The sequence below is a fragment of the Erwinia rhapontici genome, from assembly GCF_012271765.1.
GTDB classification, from domain to species: domain Bacteria; phylum Pseudomonadota; class Gammaproteobacteria; order Enterobacterales; family Enterobacteriaceae; genus Erwinia; species Erwinia rhapontici.
In genome coordinates, this window is record NZ_VRKO01000015.1 from 48858 (window position 1) to 69029 (window position 20172).

11 protein-coding genes are annotated in these 20172 nt (G+C 56.6%); 6 read left to right on the forward strand and 5 right to left on the reverse strand.

Features of this window, described 5'->3' with window-relative positions:
- The first annotated feature begins 100 nt into the window (after nt 1–100).
- On the forward strand, nt 101–661 hold the full coding sequence (ssb1, locus tag FVB43_RS15870; protein ID WP_133846976.1) for a single-stranded DNA-binding protein SSB1: 561 nt from the start codon (nt 101–103) through the stop codon (nt 659–661).
- Nucleotides 662–740: 79 nt separating this feature from the next.
- Here ssb1 and FVB43_RS15875 read toward each other — a convergent pair whose 3' ends face one another.
- Nucleotides 741–1496, reverse strand: coding sequence for a transporter substrate-binding domain-containing protein (locus FVB43_RS15875; protein WP_133846977.1), 756 nt, complete (start codon nt 1494–1496; stop codon nt 741–743).
- 12 nt (nt 1497–1508) lie between these two features.
- Entirely contained in the window at nt 1509–2900 is a 1392-nt protein-coding gene (locus FVB43_RS15880; protein ID WP_167864290.1) for an amino acid permease, read from the reverse strand.
- Between the two features lie 531 nt (nt 2901–3431).
- Here FVB43_RS15880 and FVB43_RS15885 point away from each other — a divergent pair.
- From FVB43_RS15885 to FVB43_RS15895, 3 genes are all read left to right on the forward strand, one after another.
- Nucleotides 3432–5156 carry a ShlB/FhaC/HecB family hemolysin secretion/activation protein gene (locus FVB43_RS15885; RefSeq protein WP_167864291.1) on the forward strand — a complete coding sequence of 575 codons (1725 nt, stop codon included), beginning with the start codon at nt 3432–3434 and terminating at the stop codon, nt 5154–5156.
- A 70-nt stretch (nt 5157–5226) separates the two neighbouring features.
- On the forward strand, nt 5227–12903 hold the full coding sequence (locus tag FVB43_RS15890) for a hemagglutinin repeat-containing protein (RefSeq protein WP_167864292.1): 7677 nt from the start codon (nt 5227–5229) through the stop codon (nt 12901–12903).
- Nucleotides 12904–12917: 14 nt separating this feature from the next.
- Nucleotides 12918–13193 carry a contact-dependent growth inhibition system immunity protein gene (locus FVB43_RS15895; RefSeq protein ID WP_167864293.1) on the forward strand — a complete coding sequence of 92 codons (276 nt, stop codon included), beginning with the start codon at nt 12918–12920 and terminating at the stop codon, nt 13191–13193.
- 249 nt (nt 13194–13442) lie between these two features.
- On the opposite strand, the gene FVB43_RS15900 is transcribed toward FVB43_RS15895, so the two are convergent.
- Complete coding sequence (locus FVB43_RS15900) at nt 13443–13763, reverse strand: hypothetical protein (protein ID WP_133842672.1); 321 nt, start codon at nt 13761–13763, stop codon at nt 13443–13445.
- A 14-nt stretch (nt 13764–13777) separates the two neighbouring features.
- A complete protein-coding gene (locus tag FVB43_RS15905; protein WP_133842754.1) occupies nt 13778–14692 on the reverse strand; it encodes a lipid kinase in 915 nt (304 codons plus the stop codon).
- Nucleotides 14693–15189: 497 nt separating this feature from the next.
- On the opposite strand from FVB43_RS15905, the gene gdhA reads away from it, so the two are divergent.
- Entirely contained in the window at nt 15190–16533 is a 1344-nt protein-coding gene (gene gdhA, locus FVB43_RS15910; protein WP_133842670.1) for an NADP-specific glutamate dehydrogenase, read from the forward strand.
- A 64-nt stretch (nt 16534–16597) separates the two neighbouring features.
- Here the strand turns inward: gdhA and FVB43_RS15915 are convergent, their stop codons facing one another.
- Entirely contained in the window at nt 16598–17986 is a 1389-nt protein-coding gene (locus FVB43_RS15915) for an amino acid permease (protein ID WP_133842668.1), read from the reverse strand.
- A 464-nt stretch (nt 17987–18450) separates the two neighbouring features.
- Here FVB43_RS15915 and dld point away from each other — a divergent pair, with 464 nt between their 5' ends.
- On the forward strand, nt 18451–20142 hold the full coding sequence (gene dld, locus FVB43_RS15920; protein ID WP_133842666.1) for a D-lactate dehydrogenase: 1692 nt from the start codon (nt 18451–18453) through the stop codon (nt 20140–20142).
- The last annotated feature ends 30 nt before the right edge of the window (nt 20143–20172 follow it).

A 20172-nucleotide genomic window follows, 5' to 3' on the forward strand; every position in this document is an offset into this window, starting at 1 on the left:
GTGTTTTTCGAGGCATCTCCTAAATGTAGGATCTGGGGGTATGCCATGATAGAATTTTGCGCTTAGACTTAAGTCAGAACATTTAACCGGAGACAGCAACATGGCCAGCAGAGGCGTAAACAAAGTAATTTTAGTCGGAAATCTGGGTCAGGACCCGGAAGTTCGCTACATGCCAAATGGCGGTGCCGTTGCCAACATTACTCTGGCCACCTCCGAAAGCTGGCGTGACAAGCAAACCGGTGAAACCAAAGAGAAGACTGAGTGGCACCGTGTTGTGCTGTTCGGCAAACTGGCCGAAGTGGCGGGTGAATACCTGCGTAAGGGTTCTCAGGTTTATATCGAAGGCGCACTGCAGACCCGTAAATGGACTGACCAGGCTGGCGTTGAGAAGTACACCACCGAAGTCGTGGTTAACGTTGGCGGCACCATGCAGATGCTGGGCGGTCGTGCTCAGGGCGGCGGCGCACCAGCCGGTGGCGGTCAGGGCGGCGGCAGCAACAACGGTTGGGGCCAGCCACAGCAGCCACAGGGCGGCGCACCGGGCGGCAACCAGTTCAGCGGCGGCGCGCAGCAGTCTCGCCCGCAGCAGGCACCACAGCAGAACAGTGCGCCTGCCAACAATGAACCCCCAATGGACTTTGACGACGACATTCCTTTCTAAATACGGAATGTATGTTGCTTAAAGCATAAAAAAAGAGGCCTGATGGCCTCTTTTTTTATGCACGCAATCAGCGCATTCGTCACATCCAGTGGGCGACGATGGCGGGATACTCACCGGTGGCGCGGGACAGATGCAGCCACTGGTCGACGTAAAGCTTCCAGCTGATATCGTCGGTCGGTAGCATGTAAGACTTCTCGCCATACTGCATCGGTTTATCAGGGTTCACCGCGCAAAGCGACGGGTGCGACTTCTTCTGATACAGCGCTTCAGATGCCTCGGTTATCATCACATCGGCCTTTTTGTCGACCAGTTGCTGGAAGATGCCGGCATTATCGTGAGAGAGCGTCAGCGTGCTTTTCGGTAAGAAAGCGTGGGCAAAAGCCTCGTTAGTGCCGCCTGCCGGCTCGATCAGGCGTACTGAGGGTTTGTTGATTTGCTCAATCGTTTGATACCTTTTCACATCCACGCAGCGTACCAGCGGGATTTTACCGTCAACGTCGATCTTCTCGGCAAAGAAAGCCTGCTGCTGACGCGCCAGCGTGACCGAAATTCCGCCCATCGCAATATCGCATTTGCCTGCCACCAGATCGGGCGTCAGAGTCTTCCAGGTCGATTTCACGATGTTCACCTTTACCCCCAGGCTTTTCGCCAGCGATTCAGCCATCGAGATATCAATCCCTTCATAGCTGCCATCGGGTTTCAGGAAGGTGTAAGGCTTGTAATCACCCGTAGTACAGACAGTTAACGTGCCCTGCTTTACCACTGTTTGCAGATGTGATTCTGCGCTGGCGCTCCCGGCGGCAACCAGCAATACCAAAGGTAATAATGTTTTCATTTTTTCCCTGTCTCAGAGGTTATTGGTTTCAACAATCGTGCCCACATGCGCGGTGTTTTTCTTTTTTCTTAACTGATAGCTCACGGTCAGCACCAGCAGCCAGACGGGGATCAGCCAGACGGAAATCGCGATGCCCGGCGTCATAAACATAATCACCAGAATACCGGCCAGGAACAGCAGGCACAGAATATTGGTCAGGGGATAGCCCAGGCTGGCGAAGCGGGTTTTCTGCCCGGCAACTCGCATGGCGCTGCGGAATTTCAGATGGGTGATACTGATCATCGCCCAGTTGATCACCAGCGCAGAAACCACCAGTGACATCAGCAGCTCGAAGGCTTTGCCCGGCATCAGGTAATTAAGCAGTACGCAAAGGGCGGTCACCAGCGCCGAAACGCTAAGGGCGTTGAAAGGAATACCGCGACGATTAATCTTTAATAATGACGCCGGAGCGTTACCCTGTTTCGCCAAACCAAACAGCATACGGCTGTTGCTGAACACGCAGCTGTTATAAACGGACAGCGCAGCAGACAGCACCACGGCATTCAGCAGCGTCGCGACCAGATTGCTGTCGAGTGCGTGGAAAATAAGAACGAACGGACTCCCGCCTTCGACCACTTTCTGCCACGGATAGAGTGACAGCAGCACCGCCAGCGCCCCCACATAGAACAGCAGGATGCGATAAATCACCTGATTGGTAGCCTTCGGAATACTTTTCTGAGGATCATCGGCTTCGGCGGCGGTAATGCCTATCAGCTCAAGCCCACCGAAAGAGAACATGATCACGGCCATCGCCATCACCAGCCCACTGATCCCGTTAGGGAAAAACCCGCCGTACTGCCACAGGTTAGCGACGCTGGCCTCAGGGCCGCCATGACCGCTGGCAAGCAGCCAGGCGCCAAAGCCTATCATGCCGACAATCGCCGCGACTTTGATGATGGAAAACCAGAACTCCACCTCACCGTAGATTTTCACGCTGGTCATGTTGATGAGGTTGATCGCAACAAAGAACACCCCGGCAGAAACCCAGGTCGGAATGTCCGGCCACCAGTACTGAACGTAAATCCCGACAGCGGTGAGCTCAGCCATACTGACCAGCACGTAAAGCACCCAGTAATTCCAGCCGGAGACGAAACCGGCAAAGCTGCCCCAGTAGGTGTTGGCAAAATGACTGAACGAGCCTGCAACCGGTTCGTGAACCACCATCTCGCCGAGCTGGCGCATAATAAAGAAGGCAATCATGCCGGCAATCGCATAGCCCAGCAGAACCGACGGGCCTGCCATTTTGATGGTTTGCGCAATACCGAGAAACAGCCCGGTACCGATTGCGCCACCCAAAGCAATCAGCTGAATATGGCGATTTTTCAATCCCCTGTGCAGCTGACCTTCTGACTGATTGTGATCCATATATGCTCCCCAGCGTATTGATATTTGTTGCAGGGTAATTAGCAATTCCCGGGCCAGCGGCAGCGCTTATTAAGGAGCGACATGCTCAACACAATGAAAAATAAGACTAATTATTTTTACGCTCGACTCACAGGCTATGCACGCAACACGTCTTATGCACCGATGTTGTGCTCTTTAGGGTGTTTTTGTGCACGAATTGAGCAGGGGGTGCGTCTTTAATGACGGATGTGAACCATAAAGGTGCAGGGTGATGTGTCGCTCTGCGCATTCTTACTGAATAACTCTTCTAAGAACGCGGTTTTTCCGTTAATTCAAATGACTTATCCCAAATTCTAAAATAGATAAGTAACCCATTTGTATTATTAATTAGCTGAACCTTTAACGGTAAGTCATTTTAACTTATCCAGACAGAAGCCTTTTCGTGTGAATAATAAAAAACGGATACATCCCTGCTTGATTTTCATTTTATTGAATGGATAATGCACGAAAATTACATTGTGTTACATGCCTTTAAAATGGACTTACATTAGCATGACTTTATTTTTGCGTTTCTTTCAGCAGGGATTTGCTACATCTTTACTTATGAGTGCGGCAATTACCGCTACACCCATCGCCTTCGCGGCAGCACTCCCTGATAACGATACCCGTACGGGCGCAACGCTGGATGCCCAGGAGCAACTGCGCCAGCAGGCGCGAGAGCGTGCACTCCAGCAGCAAAATGCGCCGGACAGTGATGTCCGTCTGGCACGCCCCGATGCGGTGACCCCTGACTATCCTGTCGACGAAAAACCCTGCTTCATGATCCACTCCCTGCGTCTGCAGGGCGATCTCGCACCCCGTTTTCAGTGGGCGCTGGACGCGGCTGAGGGGGCCAAAGGACGTTGTCTGGGCGGGCAGGGCATTATGCTGGTGATCAACAAGGTGCAGAATGCCATCCTGGCAAAAGGCTTTGTCACCACCCGGGTGATGGCCCAGGAACAGGATTTGACCCAAGGTGTGCTGACATTGACGCTCCAGCCCGGACGCATCGGTCGCGTGCAGTTTGAAGAGCCGGTTTCATGGCGTGCACGTATGTGGAATGCTGTACCGGCATCCTCAGGAGATGTGCTGAATCTGCGCGATATTGAGCAGGGGTTGGAAAACTTCCGGCGGGTGCCCAGCGCCACGGCCGATATCAGCATCCTGCCCGGTGAGCAGGATGGCACCAGCGACCTGCGGGTGAACTGGAAAGAGGGCCGCCCGGTTCGCCTCAGCCTGGGGCTGGACGACAGCGGTTCAAAAAGCACCGGGCGCTACCTCGGTTCCGCCACGCTGGCGGTGGATGCACCTTTTGCACAAAACGATCTGTTCTATGCCAACATCGGCAAAGATCTGTTTCAGCACGGCCCCTTTGGCAACCGCTCGCATACGCTGAACTACTCGGTGCCTGTGGGCTACTGGGGGCTGGCCGCCAACTACAACAATTACACCTACCACCAGAATATCGCCAACGCCAACGAGGTGTTGAGCTACAGCGGCAAGAGCGACAACGTACAGTTGACGCTCTCGCGCCTGCTGTTCCGCAATCAGTTGCATAAAACCACCCTCAATATGCGCCTCTGGCGCAGAAACTCCTCTAACGCAGTGGAGGACGTCGAGATCGAACAGCAGCGCCGCCGTACGGCGGGTTGGGAGTTGGGGCTGAATCAGCGCAGTTATCTTGGCAACGCCACGCTGGATGCCAACCTCAACTGGCGGCGTGGCACCGGCGCTTTCAATGCGCTGCGGGCACCCGAAGAGGATACCCAGAGCGGCAGCGCCCGTACCGGCATTGCCATGGCCGATATCAGCCTGAACCAACCCTTTACCCTGGGCAGCGAACCCTGGCGTTATGTCACCAGCGTACGCGGCCAGTGGAGCGCCAACCCGCTGACGCCACAGGATCGCATAGCAATTGCGGGGCGTTACTCGGTACGCGGTTTTGACGGTGAGCAGATCCTGTCGGGTGAGAAAGGGATGATATGGCGTAATGAGCTGGCGTGGAATGTGCTGTCACGCGGCCATGAGCTGTATGCCGCGCTGGACTACGGTCGAGTTGACGGCCCCGGTACCCGTTATCTGGCCGGGCACCAGCTGGCAGGGAGCGCCATCGGCGTGCGCGGTGCTGTATTGAGCCACCTCAGCTACGACCTGTTTGCCGGGGTACCGCTGCAAAAACCCGAACAATTCCATACTTCAGGTGCGACGGCAGGTTTCAGCCTCAACCTGGACATTTAACGCGGCCTGCCGCCCTCGCGGCGGCTGCACTATGACGTGAACGGACAGTGCTCTTTCAGGGACGACTTCTATGAACAAACATTGCTATCGCCTTATCTTCAGCCGCACTCACGGGGAGCTGCGCGTGGTGTCCGAACTGGCCCGCAGTTGCAGCAGCGAGCCCGGCCAGAGCCGTGGCATCGGCGCGCCGCGTCTGTGGGTGACGGTACGTCGGGTGGTCTGGATGCTCGGCCTGTCACTGTTTGCCGCGCCGACGATCGCCGCTGGGATTGTTGCCGACGGCTCGGCACCTGCGGGCCAGCGCCCGCAGGTGATCGCCACGCAGAACGGACTGCCACAGGTGAACATCGCCGCGCCGAACCGCTCCGGGGTATCGCATAACCAGTACCGCCAGTTTGACGTTGATAAACGCGGGGCGATCCTCAATAACTCCGCGTCGATGACCTCGACCCAACTGGCGGGGATGATCCAGGGTAACCCGAATCTTAAGCTGAATTCAGCCCCGGCGCGGGTGATTCTTAACGAAGTGAACAGCAGCAACCCCAGCGAACTGCGCGGCTTCCTTGAAGTCGCAGGCGGGCGTGCGCAGGTCATTGTCGCCAACCCGGCGGGGATCGTCTGCAATGGCTGCGGCACCATCAACGCCGGGCGCATGACGCTGACGACCGGTAAAACTCAGTTGAACGCCGATGGCAGCCTGGCGGGTTATCAGGTGGAGCGCGGCACCGTGCGTATTGAAGGCGGCGGGCTGAATGGCGATGCCCGGCATGATACGGAATACGTTGACGTGCTGGCGCGTGCAGTCGACGTGAATGCGGGCGTGTGGGCGAAACAGGGGCTCAACGTGGTCGCAGGCCGGAACCGCATCAGCGCAGACGCGAAAACGGTGAGTGCGCTGGCCACCGACGGCAAGGCGCCTGAACTGGCGATCGACATGGGACAGATGGGCGGCATGTACAGCGGCCATATTCGCATGATCGGGACGGAAGCGGGCGTCGGCGTGCGCAACCAGGGCGGGCACATTCAGGCTGAGAAAACGCTGACAGTGAGCAGCGAAGGTAAACTCACCTGGCAGTCTGGCAAACAGGAGGCGGTGACCGAAGCGGGCGGGGATATTCAGCTGGCGGCCCGGGACAGCATTGAACACCACGGCAAACTGCACAGCGGTGGCACGCTGTCCGTCGACAGCCGCGAAGGTGATGTGAAACAGTCCGGCACTCTGGCAGCGGCGGGCGACGTCACACTGAAAGCAAAACGCGGTATAACCAGCAACGGTAACCTGCTGGCAGGCAGTGATGCGAACAGTGTCCTGACGCAGGATGCGGATCTTACGCTGACCAGCCAGGGCGATATCCAGGCCAGCGGCAAGCTGTTGAGCAAAAAGGACGTGAAGGTCAGCGGGCAACGGGTTGATCTCAGCCAGAGTACGCTGGCTGCCCGCCGTGCCGACATCCGTGCGCAGGCGGCAGGCGTAGCATTAAAAAATGCCAAAGTGGACAGCGCCGAGCTGATCGTTAACACCGCAGGGAGCGTTGCGGCGCAGCAGGCGCAGGTGAGCGCGGGCCGCTGGGATATTAACGCGGATAGTCTCTCCGTACAGCGTGGCATCTGGTCGCAGACCGGAGAAGGGGAAAGCCGTTTTGCCCTTTCTGGCCAGCTGGATAATACCGATGGCAGCATTGAAGCCCGGCAGTTGAGCCTGACCAGCGCTACGCTGACCAACCAGAATGGACGGCTGGTGGCACTCAATGATACGGCGCAGCACTGGCAGGTCAGCGGTTTGCTGGATAACACCCATGGCGCTCTGGGTAGCAACGGTAATCTGACGCTGGCGGTCGAGGGCGGCCTGGGCAACCGCGGTGGCCTGATCTTCAGCGACCAGCAGCTTGATCTGACGGTGAATAACGCGCTGGACAATCAGGGCGGCACGGTGAGGAGCAGCGACGATCAGCGCATTGTGGCCAACCACATTAATAACCGCCAGGGGCTGTTCAGCAGCGGCGCAGGGCTGGAACTGACCGCGCAGCAGCTGGATAACCCGGACGGCACGCTGATCAGCTATGGCAAGGGTGTGTACCATGTTGCCACGTTGAATAATCAGCAGGGCAAGCTTCATAGCGGCGATGCACTGGCGATTGAGGCCAATGAGGTCAACAACCAGGGCGGCCAGCTGGTTGCAACGCGGGCGCTGGACGTGCATACGACGCAGTTGAATAATCAGGATCAGGGAAAAATCAGCAGCCAGCAGGCGCTGACCGTACAGGCGGATCGGTTGAATAACCGTGACGGCGGGCTGCTGCTGGGTACCACGGACACCGATGTGACGGCCCGCACGCTGGATAACCGCGCCGGGAGTGTACAGAGTGCAGGAACGCTCACCCTTTCACTGCTGGAGACGCTGGATAACCGCCAGGGACGTGTTGTGGCGAATCAGGCGCTGACGATCCAGGGCGGCAATCCGGGCGCACGCAGTGCCGGAGTTCCCGCGCTCGATCTGATCAATCAGGGCGGCGTGGTGCAAAGCGGCGCAACATTAAGCGTTCAGACCCACACTCTCAACAACCAGGGCGGTACGCTGCTCAGCCAGCAGGATCTGAATCTCGCGGTCCGCCAGGATTACACTCACCGTGCGGGCGACACCCTCAGCAGCAACGGCACTGTTACGCTTTCCGTGGCGGGCGTGCTGACCAACCTGACGGATTGGCTACTGCCTGGCGGCCTGATCGTTAACAGCCAGGATTTCACGAATCAGGGATCGCTGGTCGGTAAAACGCTGCACCTGACGACCGGCTTGCTGCTTAACCGTGGGCGACTGGAAGCCGACAGCATGACGCTGAACGTGGATACGCTGGACAACCCGGCGACCCTGATCGGCGATAACATCATCGTGCGTGGCCGGGTGATCGACAACCACGGTAATGCTGCGGTAATCGCGGCGACCGACCGTCTGGATCTGCATAGCGGGGAACGCCTGACGAACCGCGATGGCGGCCTGCTCTACAGCAGCGGCAGCCTCTTCCTGGGCAGTGATGATCTGATTGAAAATCGCGCCAGCAGCATCGAAGCGGACGGTGATGTGACGGTGGAGGCCAAACGCCTGAACAACCTGCGCGAAGGGTTGAATATCGCCCGTAATGCGGCCAGCAGTGACTACAGCTGGCATCGCTACAACTATTACTGGCGCTCATATGGTTCAGATGTTGGTCGCAACAAAAACACCATGACGCCAACCACCCAGCGGCTCACCTTTAAGGATGACGCGGCTGCTGCCAGCAATCGCTACGGCACCTTGCCGGCTATCGATGCCGGGTCCAAACGCGCCCAGGTGCGGGTGAAAAACAGTCAAGGGGTGATGACGAATCTGTGGGTCAACTACCTGGCCCTGAAGCCGAATGCGGATGGCAGCTATGCCATGACGTTCTATGAAACGCGTGGCTATCGCCAGAATACGGTGCCAACACCGTATCAAAACACCGTCTGGCGAGAACACGACCAGGGGCGGCTGGAACAGTGGGATCCGAACAAACATCTTGATATTGCCGATGCACCGTACGTCAGCGATTACAACAACCTGCGTGAGCGTACGGTCACTGGCACGGTAACCCGTGACAAACTGGTGTCTGCGGGTGTCGGTGCGCATATTCTGGCGGGCGGCAATATGGTGCTGCGTGTGGCCGGGCAGCTGCTTAATGATGCCAGCACCCTCAGCGCGAACGGGGATCTGAATGTTGCAGGCGCGAAAAATATCGTCAATAAAGGCTATTCGGTTAACGAACGCCGCCAGGAACATATCGTCGACCACTACGATCGTGACACTAACCACTGGTATCCCACCTTCAATCGCGATGAGACCACCGCGCTGACCACCATTGATGCCATTATGACGGGCAATGGCTCGGTGACGATCCAGGGCGCCAGCATTGAGAACGTCACAGTCAATCAGGCGCAAATCAGCAGCGTGGCAGCGGCGGAGAAAGCAGCGCAAGCCGGGCGCGAAGAGTGGGAACGTAACCCGCTGACGGCCAACGAGGACGGCACCCAGCCGCTGACGCCGGGTGAACTGGCGCTGGCGAATCAACAGCAGCTCGATCGTGTGGCGACCTCCATTCCCAATAACGGCCTGTTCCGCCAGGATACGGCCAAAGGCAGCCCTTTCCTGGTGGTGACCGACGAGCGCTTTACCAGCCGCAGCAAGTTTATCAGCAGTGATTACCTGCTCGACCGGGTGGGATACGATCCGGCGCTGGTGATCAAGCGCCTGGGCGATGGCTTCTACGAGCAGCGTCTGGTCCGTGAGCAGATGCTGGCGCTGACCGGACGGCCGTCGGAGAAGGGAGACGATGCCATGGCGCAGTATCAGAACCTGATGAACAACGGCAGCAAAGTGGCACAGGACTTCCACTTGGTGCCTGGCGTGGCGCTGACGCCAGCACAGATAGCCGCGTTACAACAGGACATCGTCTGGCTGGTGAGTGAAACGGTCGATAGCGCAGAAGGCCCGCAGACGGTCTGGGTGCCTAAAGTCTATCTGGCCAACAATACCGTGCGCCTGTCCGGTGACGGGGCGCTGATCGCCGGTGGCAACCTGCAACTCTCGGCTAACAGCCTCAGCAATGCCGGGAACCTGGTGGCTGACCAGGCGCTGAAGATTGATGCCGACCAGTTCCTGCACCAGGGCGGCGATATTCGTGCTGACAGTATTAACGTACAGGCCACTCACCTGACCTTAAGCACCAACCTTCAGGATGCCCTGCGCCAGGCCTCGATGAGCGCCAGTGACATCAGCCTGAGCGGCACCGATGTGAAACTGCAGGGGGCGAAGCTGGATGCCACACAGAACCTCAGCCTGAGTGCGCAAAACAGCCTGGAGATTGGCGCGGCCCGCAGCAGCCACACCGCCAGCCTTGAGGTGATTTCCGGGGCGATGGGTAACCGGACACGCGCCGGTATGGAAGACGCCGGCTCACGTAAGGCACAGGTGAGCGGTGAATGGCAGCAGGCGCTGGGCAGTTCGCTGAATGCCGGGGGCAACCTCAACCTGAATGCCGGGCAGGACATTACCCTGCAGGGCAGCCAGGTGAAAGCGGGCGGCACCACCCAGCTGCAGGCGGGCGGTGAGATAAAACTGCTGGCAGAAACCACCACCAATACCACCCACCTGAAAGCGAACAGCAGTACCTCATCGGTGCGTAACACCCGTCAGGAAGATCGTCTGTTGCTCAGCACCCTGAGCGGTGATCAGGGCGTGACGCTGGTGGCCGGTAAAAACCTGCGGGTGGAAGGCGCGCAGGTGGACAGCGAGAAAGGTAGCATCGGCGTGAGCGCGCAGGATGTGATCATCAAAGAAGCGCGCCAGGTTGTCATCGACCAGGACAGCGAAAAGAAACGCGAAGGCAAAACCAAAATCCAGCGTGAGATGGAGACGGTGCGCGACAGCGGCATCGGCAGCACCTTCAGCGGCGAGAAAGGCGTGACGGTAATCGCTCGTGAAGGCGATATTGCAGTCGCGGGCAGCACCCTGCACAGCGAGGAAGGCGCGATTGCGCTGCAGGCGAAACGGGACGTGGTGATTAACAGCGCCACCGACCGCGAATCGCAGTTCTCGGAAGAGAGGAGTGTGAGGAAAAAGTTCCTGTCGAAAAAAACCACCCGTACGGTCAAAGACGACCGTTCAACGCTTGAACAGGGCTCGCTGCTCAGCGGGGAAAGCGTCAGCATCACTGCCGGACGCGACCTGGCGGTAGTGGGATCGGCCATCGCTGCTGATAACGATGTCACTCTTGCCGCCGGCAACAATGTGGATATCGTCGCGGCTACGGAGACGGAATCGCACTATCTTCTGGAAGAGAAGAAAAAGAAAGGACTGCTGGGCAGCGGCGGTATCGGCTTTACCATTGGCAGCCAGTCAACACGTCATCAGATAGATGAGAACGGCACCACGCAGAGCCAGAGCGTCAGCACCGTGGGCAGCAGCCAGGGCAATGTCAGCATCACCGCAGGCAACCGGGCGCATATCGGCGGTGCCGATGTGGTTGCGGGCAAAGATATTGCCATCACCGGCGACAGCGTGCAGATAGATCCGGGCTACGATAAACGCACCAGTACTGAAACCTTCGAATCGAAGCAGAGCGGCTTCACCCTGGCCCTCTCCGGGGCGGTGGGCAGCGCGCTGAATACCGCGGTCAGCACCGCGCAGCAGGCAAGGAAAGAGGGCGACGGACGCCTGCAGGCACTCCAGGGAACGAAAGCGGTGCTGTCCGGGGTGCAGGGGGCGCAGGCCTGGGATCATGACAATGCTGTAACGGAAGCGGCCGATGCAAAAAATGCAGCAAATGGCGTGGAGAAAGGCGCCGATGGGGCAGAAAAAGGCGCCACCAATACGGTGGGGGTGAATCTCTCTTATGGCAGCCAGTCGTCAAAGAGTGAGACGACCATCAAAAGCAGCCAGTCGCAGGGTAGCACCCTGAACGCCGGGCAAAACCTGTCGATCACCGCCACTGGAAAAGGTAAAGGGCCTGACAGCGGCGATATCAACATTGCAGGTAGCCAGCTTAAGGCGGGTAAAGATCTGTCGCTGGACGCCAGTCGCGATATCCATCTGGTGTCGGCGCAGAATACCGAAAGCACCGACGGTAAAAACAGCAGTAAGGGCGGCAGCGTTGGCATCGGGATCGGAGTGGGCTCTGGCGGCTGGGGCATCAGCGTATCGGCGAGCGTCAATGCCGGTAAAGGCCATGAGAAAGGGAAGGGCCTGACGCATAGTGAAACCACCCTGGACGCGGGCAGCGTGGTCAGCCTGAACAGCGGGCGCGACACCACGCTGAAAGGCGCACAGGTCAGCGGTGAAACCGTGACCGCTGATGTCGGACGTAACCTGACGCTTGCCTCGCAGCAGGACAGTGACAGCTACGATGCAAAGCAGCAGAATGTCAGCGCGGGTGGGAGCTTCACCTTTGGATCCATGACCGGATCGGTGAATATCAACGCCAACCGCGACAAGATGAACAGTGATTTTGACTCGGTGAAGGAGCAGACCGGGCTGTTCGCAGGCAGCGGCGGCTATGCTATTAAAGTAGGTGAGCACACGCAGCTGGACGGGGCGGTGATCGCCTCAACGGCCACGGCGGATAAAAACAGCCTTGATACCGGAACGCTGGGTTGGTCAGATATTCATAATCAGGCTGATTACAAAACCGAGCATCAGAGCGTGGGCTTTAACAGCGGTGGACCAATAGGGGCCAATCTTTTAAGCAACGTCAGCGCCCTGCCGATATCCGGTTCGGGTAGTGAAGGGCACGCGGAGGGGACCACCAAAGCGGCGGTCAGCGAAGGCAGCATCACCGTGCGTGATACGGCGAAGCAGCAGCAGGACGTCAGCACCCTGAACCGCGATACGGAGCACGCCAACGACGGCAGCATTACCCCGATCTTTAACAAAGAGAAAGAGCAGAAGCGGCTGCAGCAGGCGCAGCTGGTGAGCGATATCGCCGCGCAGGCGCTGGATATCTACAACACCCACGAGGCGACCAAAGCCACGCGTGAGGCCACGGCGGCACTGGGCGATAAATCGCGTCAGGCCGGGCTTGAGGAGCGGGCGCAAAAGGCGCTGGAGCAAGGTGCGGCCCCTTATCTGGCGGGGGTGGTCAAGACCCTGACGACGCAGGATAAGCAGTACAGCGAACTGAGCGCGGCGGAGAAAGCAAATTATGCGCTGCTGGGCGGGGTACATACGGCATATCCAAAATGATTATGGTAATTAATATGAAAGTTGAAAACGTTACATATTTATTAGGTGCTTACTTCCATCAGGATTGGTTTTTAGATGCTCCCGAATCTGATGATGTAATCAGATCTTTTGTAGCAAGAGAATCTCCTAAAAGAGTTAGTGCTCTTGAGCAGGAAATTAAATTTTTACTGATTAGTAGTGATGAGTTACCAGACAGTTTTATAGTTGGTAACCATGGATATTATGATCCGACCTCAGATGGCTTTACAGTAAAAAAATGGCTACAACATATATTAAGTATTTTGCCATAAGCTAAAAATCCCAGCCACCTGCCGGGATTTTACCTGATAACCAGTCAGTTATATCTTAGCCGTCCGCTTCTGCACCCCCGCGATCACCTGGATAAACTCGGTCTTATGTACTGAGAACTTCGGGCAGAGATGGCGCAGTGGCTGCATCACCTCCGGTTCTGCTGAGGGGGTTAACCCACCAAAGCAGCAGTGAAAAACCGCTGTATCGACAAAGTAAACATACGAAGGAAATTCAGAGAAGGACAAAAATCAGTTATTCTCTGACTCCGCTTCCTCACCTTCTTTCTCTTCCCCACCGCCCGAAATAAAGTCAGACAGCTTCATCTCACCCAGCTCATTCATTTTTTTCTTCGCCTCTTCTAATGGCTGCGCAGCGTTTAGTTCCGCCACTTTTGCATCGGCCAGATCCGTTGCCTGTTTACGGGTTTCATCCCACTGCGTTTGTGCCGATTCCACCAGGCTGCTTGTGCGTTTGTCGGCTTCTTCTTTAATATTTTCTTTGGTTGCATCATCACAGGCTGAAATTAAGGTGATCATGGCGGTTAATGCGAGAATGCCAAATTTGTTCATAGAAATAACCCTTATTAAACCGACGTCGCTTGCGACGGAGAAAAAACAGTAATGGCATGTGCCTTGATGGCAAACCGGGCAGGCGTCTGCCCAATCAGTTCACCGTCGGCGTTAATATCATGAGGACGCCGCGTACTCAGCGTCATGGCGGTGGTGGATAGCGTACGCACTTTACGCCAGCGCCCGTGTGTGCCGCGCCGCAGCGCGGGCAGCAGGGCGATCATCTCCCACCAGTGCGCCACTTCCAGGCTGTAAACATCCAGGCGACCATCGTCGGGTGCCGCACTCTGTTCCACCGTCATGCCGCCGCCGTAAAAGCGGCCGTTACCCACGGAAACCTGCACGGTTTTGACCTTCTCGGTGATGCCGTCATGCTCCAGCGTGGCGCTGAACGGGCGGCTCTGTTTAAGCAGTTTAAAGGCCGCCAGCGCGTAGCCAAAAGTCCCCCAGCGCTTCTTCGATTCAGCGGTCAAATGGTGGGCCAGCGTGGCGGAAAACCCGATGCTGGAGACGTTAAAAAACAGGTGTCCGTTCACTTCACCCAGGTCGATAGGGCGCTGGTGCCCGGCGGCGATCACCTTCACGGCCTGAGCCAGATCGTTGGTGATGCCGATGGTGCGGGCGAAATCATTGGCGGTGCCGAGTGGCAACACACCCAGCGGCAGGCCGCTGCGCATCAGCCCTTTCGCGGCAGCGTTCAGGCTGCCATCGCCCCCACCAACGATCACCAAATCGATGCGGTCAGCGTAGTCGAGGATGATCTCGCTGCTGTCGCGACGGTCGCTGGCTTCAGGTTCAACCACCTGAATTCCCTCTGCGCTGAGCAGGGATAACACCTGCTGTTTATTGGCTTTGCCATTCCGGGAATGTTCATTAATCAGTAACAATGCGATCGGCTTTCCCTGAATATTATCATTATCATGGTTCATCATTATTTCTCAGGTCGTCAGAGCACAATTTCTGGAGGGTCGATGGAATCACAGCTGATTACGATGAGGCAACTCACATTTCTTAAGTTTACATTTATACATAAATAATGACGGCGCTCGTGAAATAAAACATAAAACTGCGGGGGAAATAGCCGGAGATTGATGACTGTAATAAAAGTGTCATATTCATTTTCTGTTTTAGCGGGTTATTTTGTTCTCCGTTGCTCTCTTCTGACCGCTTCTAATCATCAACGTTGATGAAATGCGGGCCTGTAATAACTTTTTCTTATGGCTGTTCGTCGTGGTTTTGCGCTTCCGTTCAGTGTTTTCGCTGCCTGGCGCCTTATTGGCCTCATTACCCTGTGTTTTGCAGGTCATAAGTTTTTTGTTGTACAGCGCAAAGCCAATGATATAGTCGCTGAGACACAACATCATCTCTCTGATTACCCTAACAATAACAACATCAGGGTCAGACCATTACGCACAAGGAATTCGTCATGACAGCTTTTCACTCTCTGGAGTCGTTTCTCACCTCCGTTCAGCAGCGCGATCCGCACCAGCCTGAATACCTGCAAGCCGTACGCGAAGTATTCACCTCACTGTGGCCATTCCTGGAGCGTAACCCGCAATATCAGGAACAGAGCCTGCTGGAACGCCTGGTGGAACCGGAACGTGTGATCCAGTTCCGCGTGGCCTGGACGGATGACAAAGGTCAGGTACAGGTGAATCGCGCATGGCGCGTGCAGTTCAGTTCATCGATTGGCCCGTATAAAGGCGGGATGCGTTTCCATCCGTCAGTCAACCTGTCGATCCTGAAATTCCTCGGGTTTGAGCAGACGTTTAAAAATGCGCTGACCACGTTGCCGATGGGCGGCGGGAAAGGCGGTTCTGACTTCAATCCGAAAGGGAAAAGCAACGCGGAAGTGATGCGTTTCTGCCAGGCGCTGATGACCGAACTGTATCGTCACCTTGGTCCGGATACCGATGTGCCTGCGGGCGATATCGGCGTGGGTGGCCGTGAAGTGGCCTTTATGTCCGGGATGATGAAGAAGCTGTCAAACAACACGGCCTGCGTGTTTACCGGTAAAGGCCTGTCGTTTGGCGGCAGCCTGATCCGCCCGGAAGCCACCGGCTACGGTCTGGTGTACTTCACCGATGCGATGTTAAAACGTCATGGTCTGGGCTTTGAAGGCAGCACGGTCTCGGTATCCGGTGCGGGCAACGTGGCGCAGTACGCCATTGAAAAAGCGATGGAGCTGGGCGCTCGCGTGCTGACGGCGTCTGACTCTCGCGGCACGGTAGTGGATGAAGCCGGGTTTACCCCTGAGAAGCTGGCTCATCTGGCTGAAATCAAAAACGTGCGTTACGGCAGCGTGGAAGACTATGCGCGCGAACGTCAGCTGGTTTACCTCGCCGGGCAGCAGCCGTGGAGCGTACCGGTAGATATCGCCTTACCTTGTGCTACACAGAACGAGCTGGATCTGCCTGCGGCGCGTCAGCTGATTGCTAATGGTGTGAAAGCCGTGGCCGAAGGCGCCAATATGCCGACCACGATCCAGGCGACCGATGCGTTCCTGGATGCGGGTGTGTTGTTTGCCCCAGGGAAAGCGGCGAATGCCGGCGGTGTGGCAACTTCCGGTCTGGAGATGGCACAGAACGCAGCGCGTCTGAGCTGGAAAGCCGAGAAGGTGGACATTCGTCTGCAACATATCATGCTGGATATCCATCACGCCTGCGTCGAGCACGGCGGGGAAGGGAAGCAGACCCACTACGTGCACGGCGCGAATATCGCCGGGTTTGTAAAAGTGGCCGATGCGATGCTGGCACAGGGCGTGTTGTAACGTCCCGTCCCTGGTAGGGGGTGACCATTTTTCGGTCGCCCCGAATCCTGCACCTGCATAACCCTTATGCCATTACCGTCTGTTCCCGCCGTTGCTTCACCCGCCAGACCCACGCCAGCAAAATAAACCACAGCGGCATCGCACACAGCGCCATCAGCGTATCGCGGTCAAACACCATGACCACCAGTGAAAACAGAAAGAACAGCAGCGTGATCCAGCTCATCAGAACCCCGGCAGGCATCTTAAACGTCGACTGCTGGTGCAGCTCCGGGCAGCGTTTGCGGTACACCAGATACGCCACCAGAATCATCCCCCAGGTATAAATCACCAGTATCGCTGCCAGCGTGGACACCACGGTGAACAGCGTCATCACGTTGGGCACCAGGAACAGCAGCAGCGTACCGCTTAACATACAGAAGCAGGAGAACATCAGGCTGCGAACCGGAATGCGGGTGGTGCGCGACAGAATGCGGAACTGCCAGTGGGCGTGCTGCTCCACCGACAGGCCGTACAGCATACGTGTGCTGGAATAGACGCCGCTGTTGGCGGATGACATCGCCGACGTCAGCGCCACAAAGTTAATCACGGCCGCGGCGGCAGGCAGCCCGGCTTTAGCAAACAGCGTAACGAACGGGCTGGTATCCGGTGAGATATGCTGCCAGGAGGTGACGGCGATGATCACCACCATCGACAGCACATAGAAGATAATAATGCGCAGCGGGATTGCCCGGATGGCTTTCGGCAACACCTTTTCCGGCGATTTGGTTTCGGCACTCATGGTGCCCAACAGCTCAATGCCGGTATAAGAGAAAATCGCGATCTGAAAACCGGCAAAGAAGCCCACGATTCCGTGCGGCATAAACACCGCCGGGTCGCTGAGATTATGCAGTGAGGCGGTGACGCCATCCGGCGATGTCCAGCCGCTGCCAATCATCCAGATGCCGGTAACAATCAGCGCGATAATGGCGATCACCTTAATAATCGCAAACCAGAACTCGGCCTCGCCAAACATCTTCACCGACAGCAAATTAAACAGACACAGCAGCCCCAGGGTCAGCAGCGCCGGGATCCACGGCGACAGCTCGGGCAGCCAGAACTGCATATACCCGCCGCACACCACCACGTCGGCAATGCAGGTCACCACCCAGCTGAGCCAGTAAGACCAGCCAAGAAAGAAGCTGGCCTTCGGGCCGAGGTAGTCGGAAACAAAATCGGCAAATGAACGGTAATCCAGCCGGGTGAGCAGCAGCTCACCCATCGCACGCATCACCATATACATAAAGAAGCCCACCACCACATAGGTGATCAGGATCGAGGTGCCGGAGACCGCGATGGTTTTGCCTGCCCCCATAAACAACCCGGTGCCAATTGCGCCGCCCAGCGAGATCAGCTGGATATGGCGCGAACTGAGGCCGCGATGCAGGTTTTGCTGTGTATCCATTTGGTCAGACATCGCATCCTCTCAACATTGATGAGTCGCAGGCAAAACCACCCCTTCCCTATAGTATTATCAGGGAGTTACGTTCTGATGGATTCGGAAAGTGGTCCACATGCTCGCGCTGCGTTGTAACAAAGTCAACACATCAAAGTCCGTAATTATTCACTTTTTGATCACATTCAAGTTTTTGAAAAACAGGGGAAAAGTTTTCTATATGCATAAATAGTGCATATTAATTGCATAAAATAATTTTTCCTATTAGCCAGAAAAAAACTAACTATTTATTCATCAAAGGGCGTGAGGAAGGGGCGTAAAAAATTCTTCGTTGTGGACAAAATCGTTTTGCGCGCTTTTTATAAAGATAAAGGGTGGACATCTCAGCATGACAGAATTTCACCCTCTCATGCTGGCCCAGACTCGGCCCCCTCAGGTACAATCCTCGCTGCTAAAAAAATGAGCTATGGAGAGGCAGTCATAACATGCAACACACTCTGATCCTGCAACAACTGGGCGATCCGGTCGGCCCGGACAATCTGATCACCGACAGTTATCAAAAAGCGTATTACTGCAAAGGCTTCCGCGTGGGCCAGGGGGATGCGCTGGCCGTTGTGCTGCCGGAAACGCTGCTGCAACTGTGGCAGGTGCTCAAGGTGTGCCAGCAAAATGACATCATTATCCTGATGCAGGCCTCTAACACCGGGGTGACCGGTGGCTCCACGCCGCACGGTGATGACTATGACCGCCCGGTGGTGATTGTCAGCACCCGCAAAATCAAGGGTGTGCAGGTAATTGATAACGCACAGCAGATTATCGCGTTCCCCGGCAGCACGCTGACCGAGCTGGAAACCAGCCTGAAACCGTGGAACAAAGAACCGCATTCCGTGATCGGTTCCTCCTGTATCGGCGCATCGGTGGTCGGTGGCATCTGTAATAACTCTGGGGGATCGCTGTTACAACGCGGCCCGGCGTTTACCGAAAAATCCCTGTTTGCGCAGATTAGCGACGACGGGCAGCTGCATCTGATCAACCATCTGGGCATCGAGCTGGGGAAGACCCCGGAAGAGATGATCACCCGACTGGAAGCAGGCGAGTACACCACCGGCACAGCCCCGGACTGGGAAGGAAAAATCTGGGCCGATGACTACGCGGCGGTGATCAAAGATGTGGATGCCACCACCCCGACGCGTTTTAACGGTAATCCGCACTATCTGCATGACAGCGCGGGCTGCGCCGGAAAAGTGATCGTCTTTGCCGTGCGCCTTGCCACCTTCGACGCTACCCCGCAGGAAGACACCTTCTATATTGGCACCAACGATGAGCAGGTGCTGCTCGACCTGCGTCGCTATCTGATTGAAAATCTTGAGACGCTGCCGATTCAGGCGGAGTATATCCACCGCAACGCTTTCCGGCTGACCCTGCGCTATGCGCGTCATATGTTCCTGTCGATTAAGCGCCTCGGGCCCGCAGCGCTGCCGGGGCTGATGGCAAAAAAAGCACGCTGGGATGCGCGGCTGAGAAAACTCCGGCTACTGCCGCATAACACCCTCGATCGGCTGATCCAGTGGGGTAACCGCATCACGCCTTCTACCGTGGCACCGCGTCTGCTCTCGTATCATCGCCGCTATGAACATCATCTGATGATAAAACTGGCCCATGATGAAGTTGCGTCGATGAGTCGCCTGCTGACTGCATTCTTCGCCACGCGCAATGGGGAATGGTTCCACTGTACTGAAGAGGAACAGAAGGATGCCTTCCTGGTGCGTTTTGGCGTGGGGGCCTGCACGGTGTTCTACTGCGACTATGCTGGCATCAATACCGACGACAGGCTGATTGCCTTTGATGTGGCGTTGCGCCGTAATGACGATCAGTGGCTGATCCGCCTGCCGCCAGAGTTGCAGGCGCAGGTACTGGAAGACTCCTGCTGTGGCCACTTCTTCTGTCTGGTCAATCACCAGGACTACATTCTGAAACCTGGCGTCGATGGCGCGCAGTTTAAAGCGGCGGTGCTGGCGTATCTGGATCAGCGCGGGGCAAAATACCCGGCCGAGCACAATATTGGCCATCTCTACCACGCCTCCGACGAGCATCAGCATCACTTCCATCAGCTCGACCCGACCAACACCTGCAACCCGGGTATTGGCAAAACAAGTAAGAAGAAGCACTGGGCATGACAATGCTGCACTCAGCCTGCCTGTGTGGCA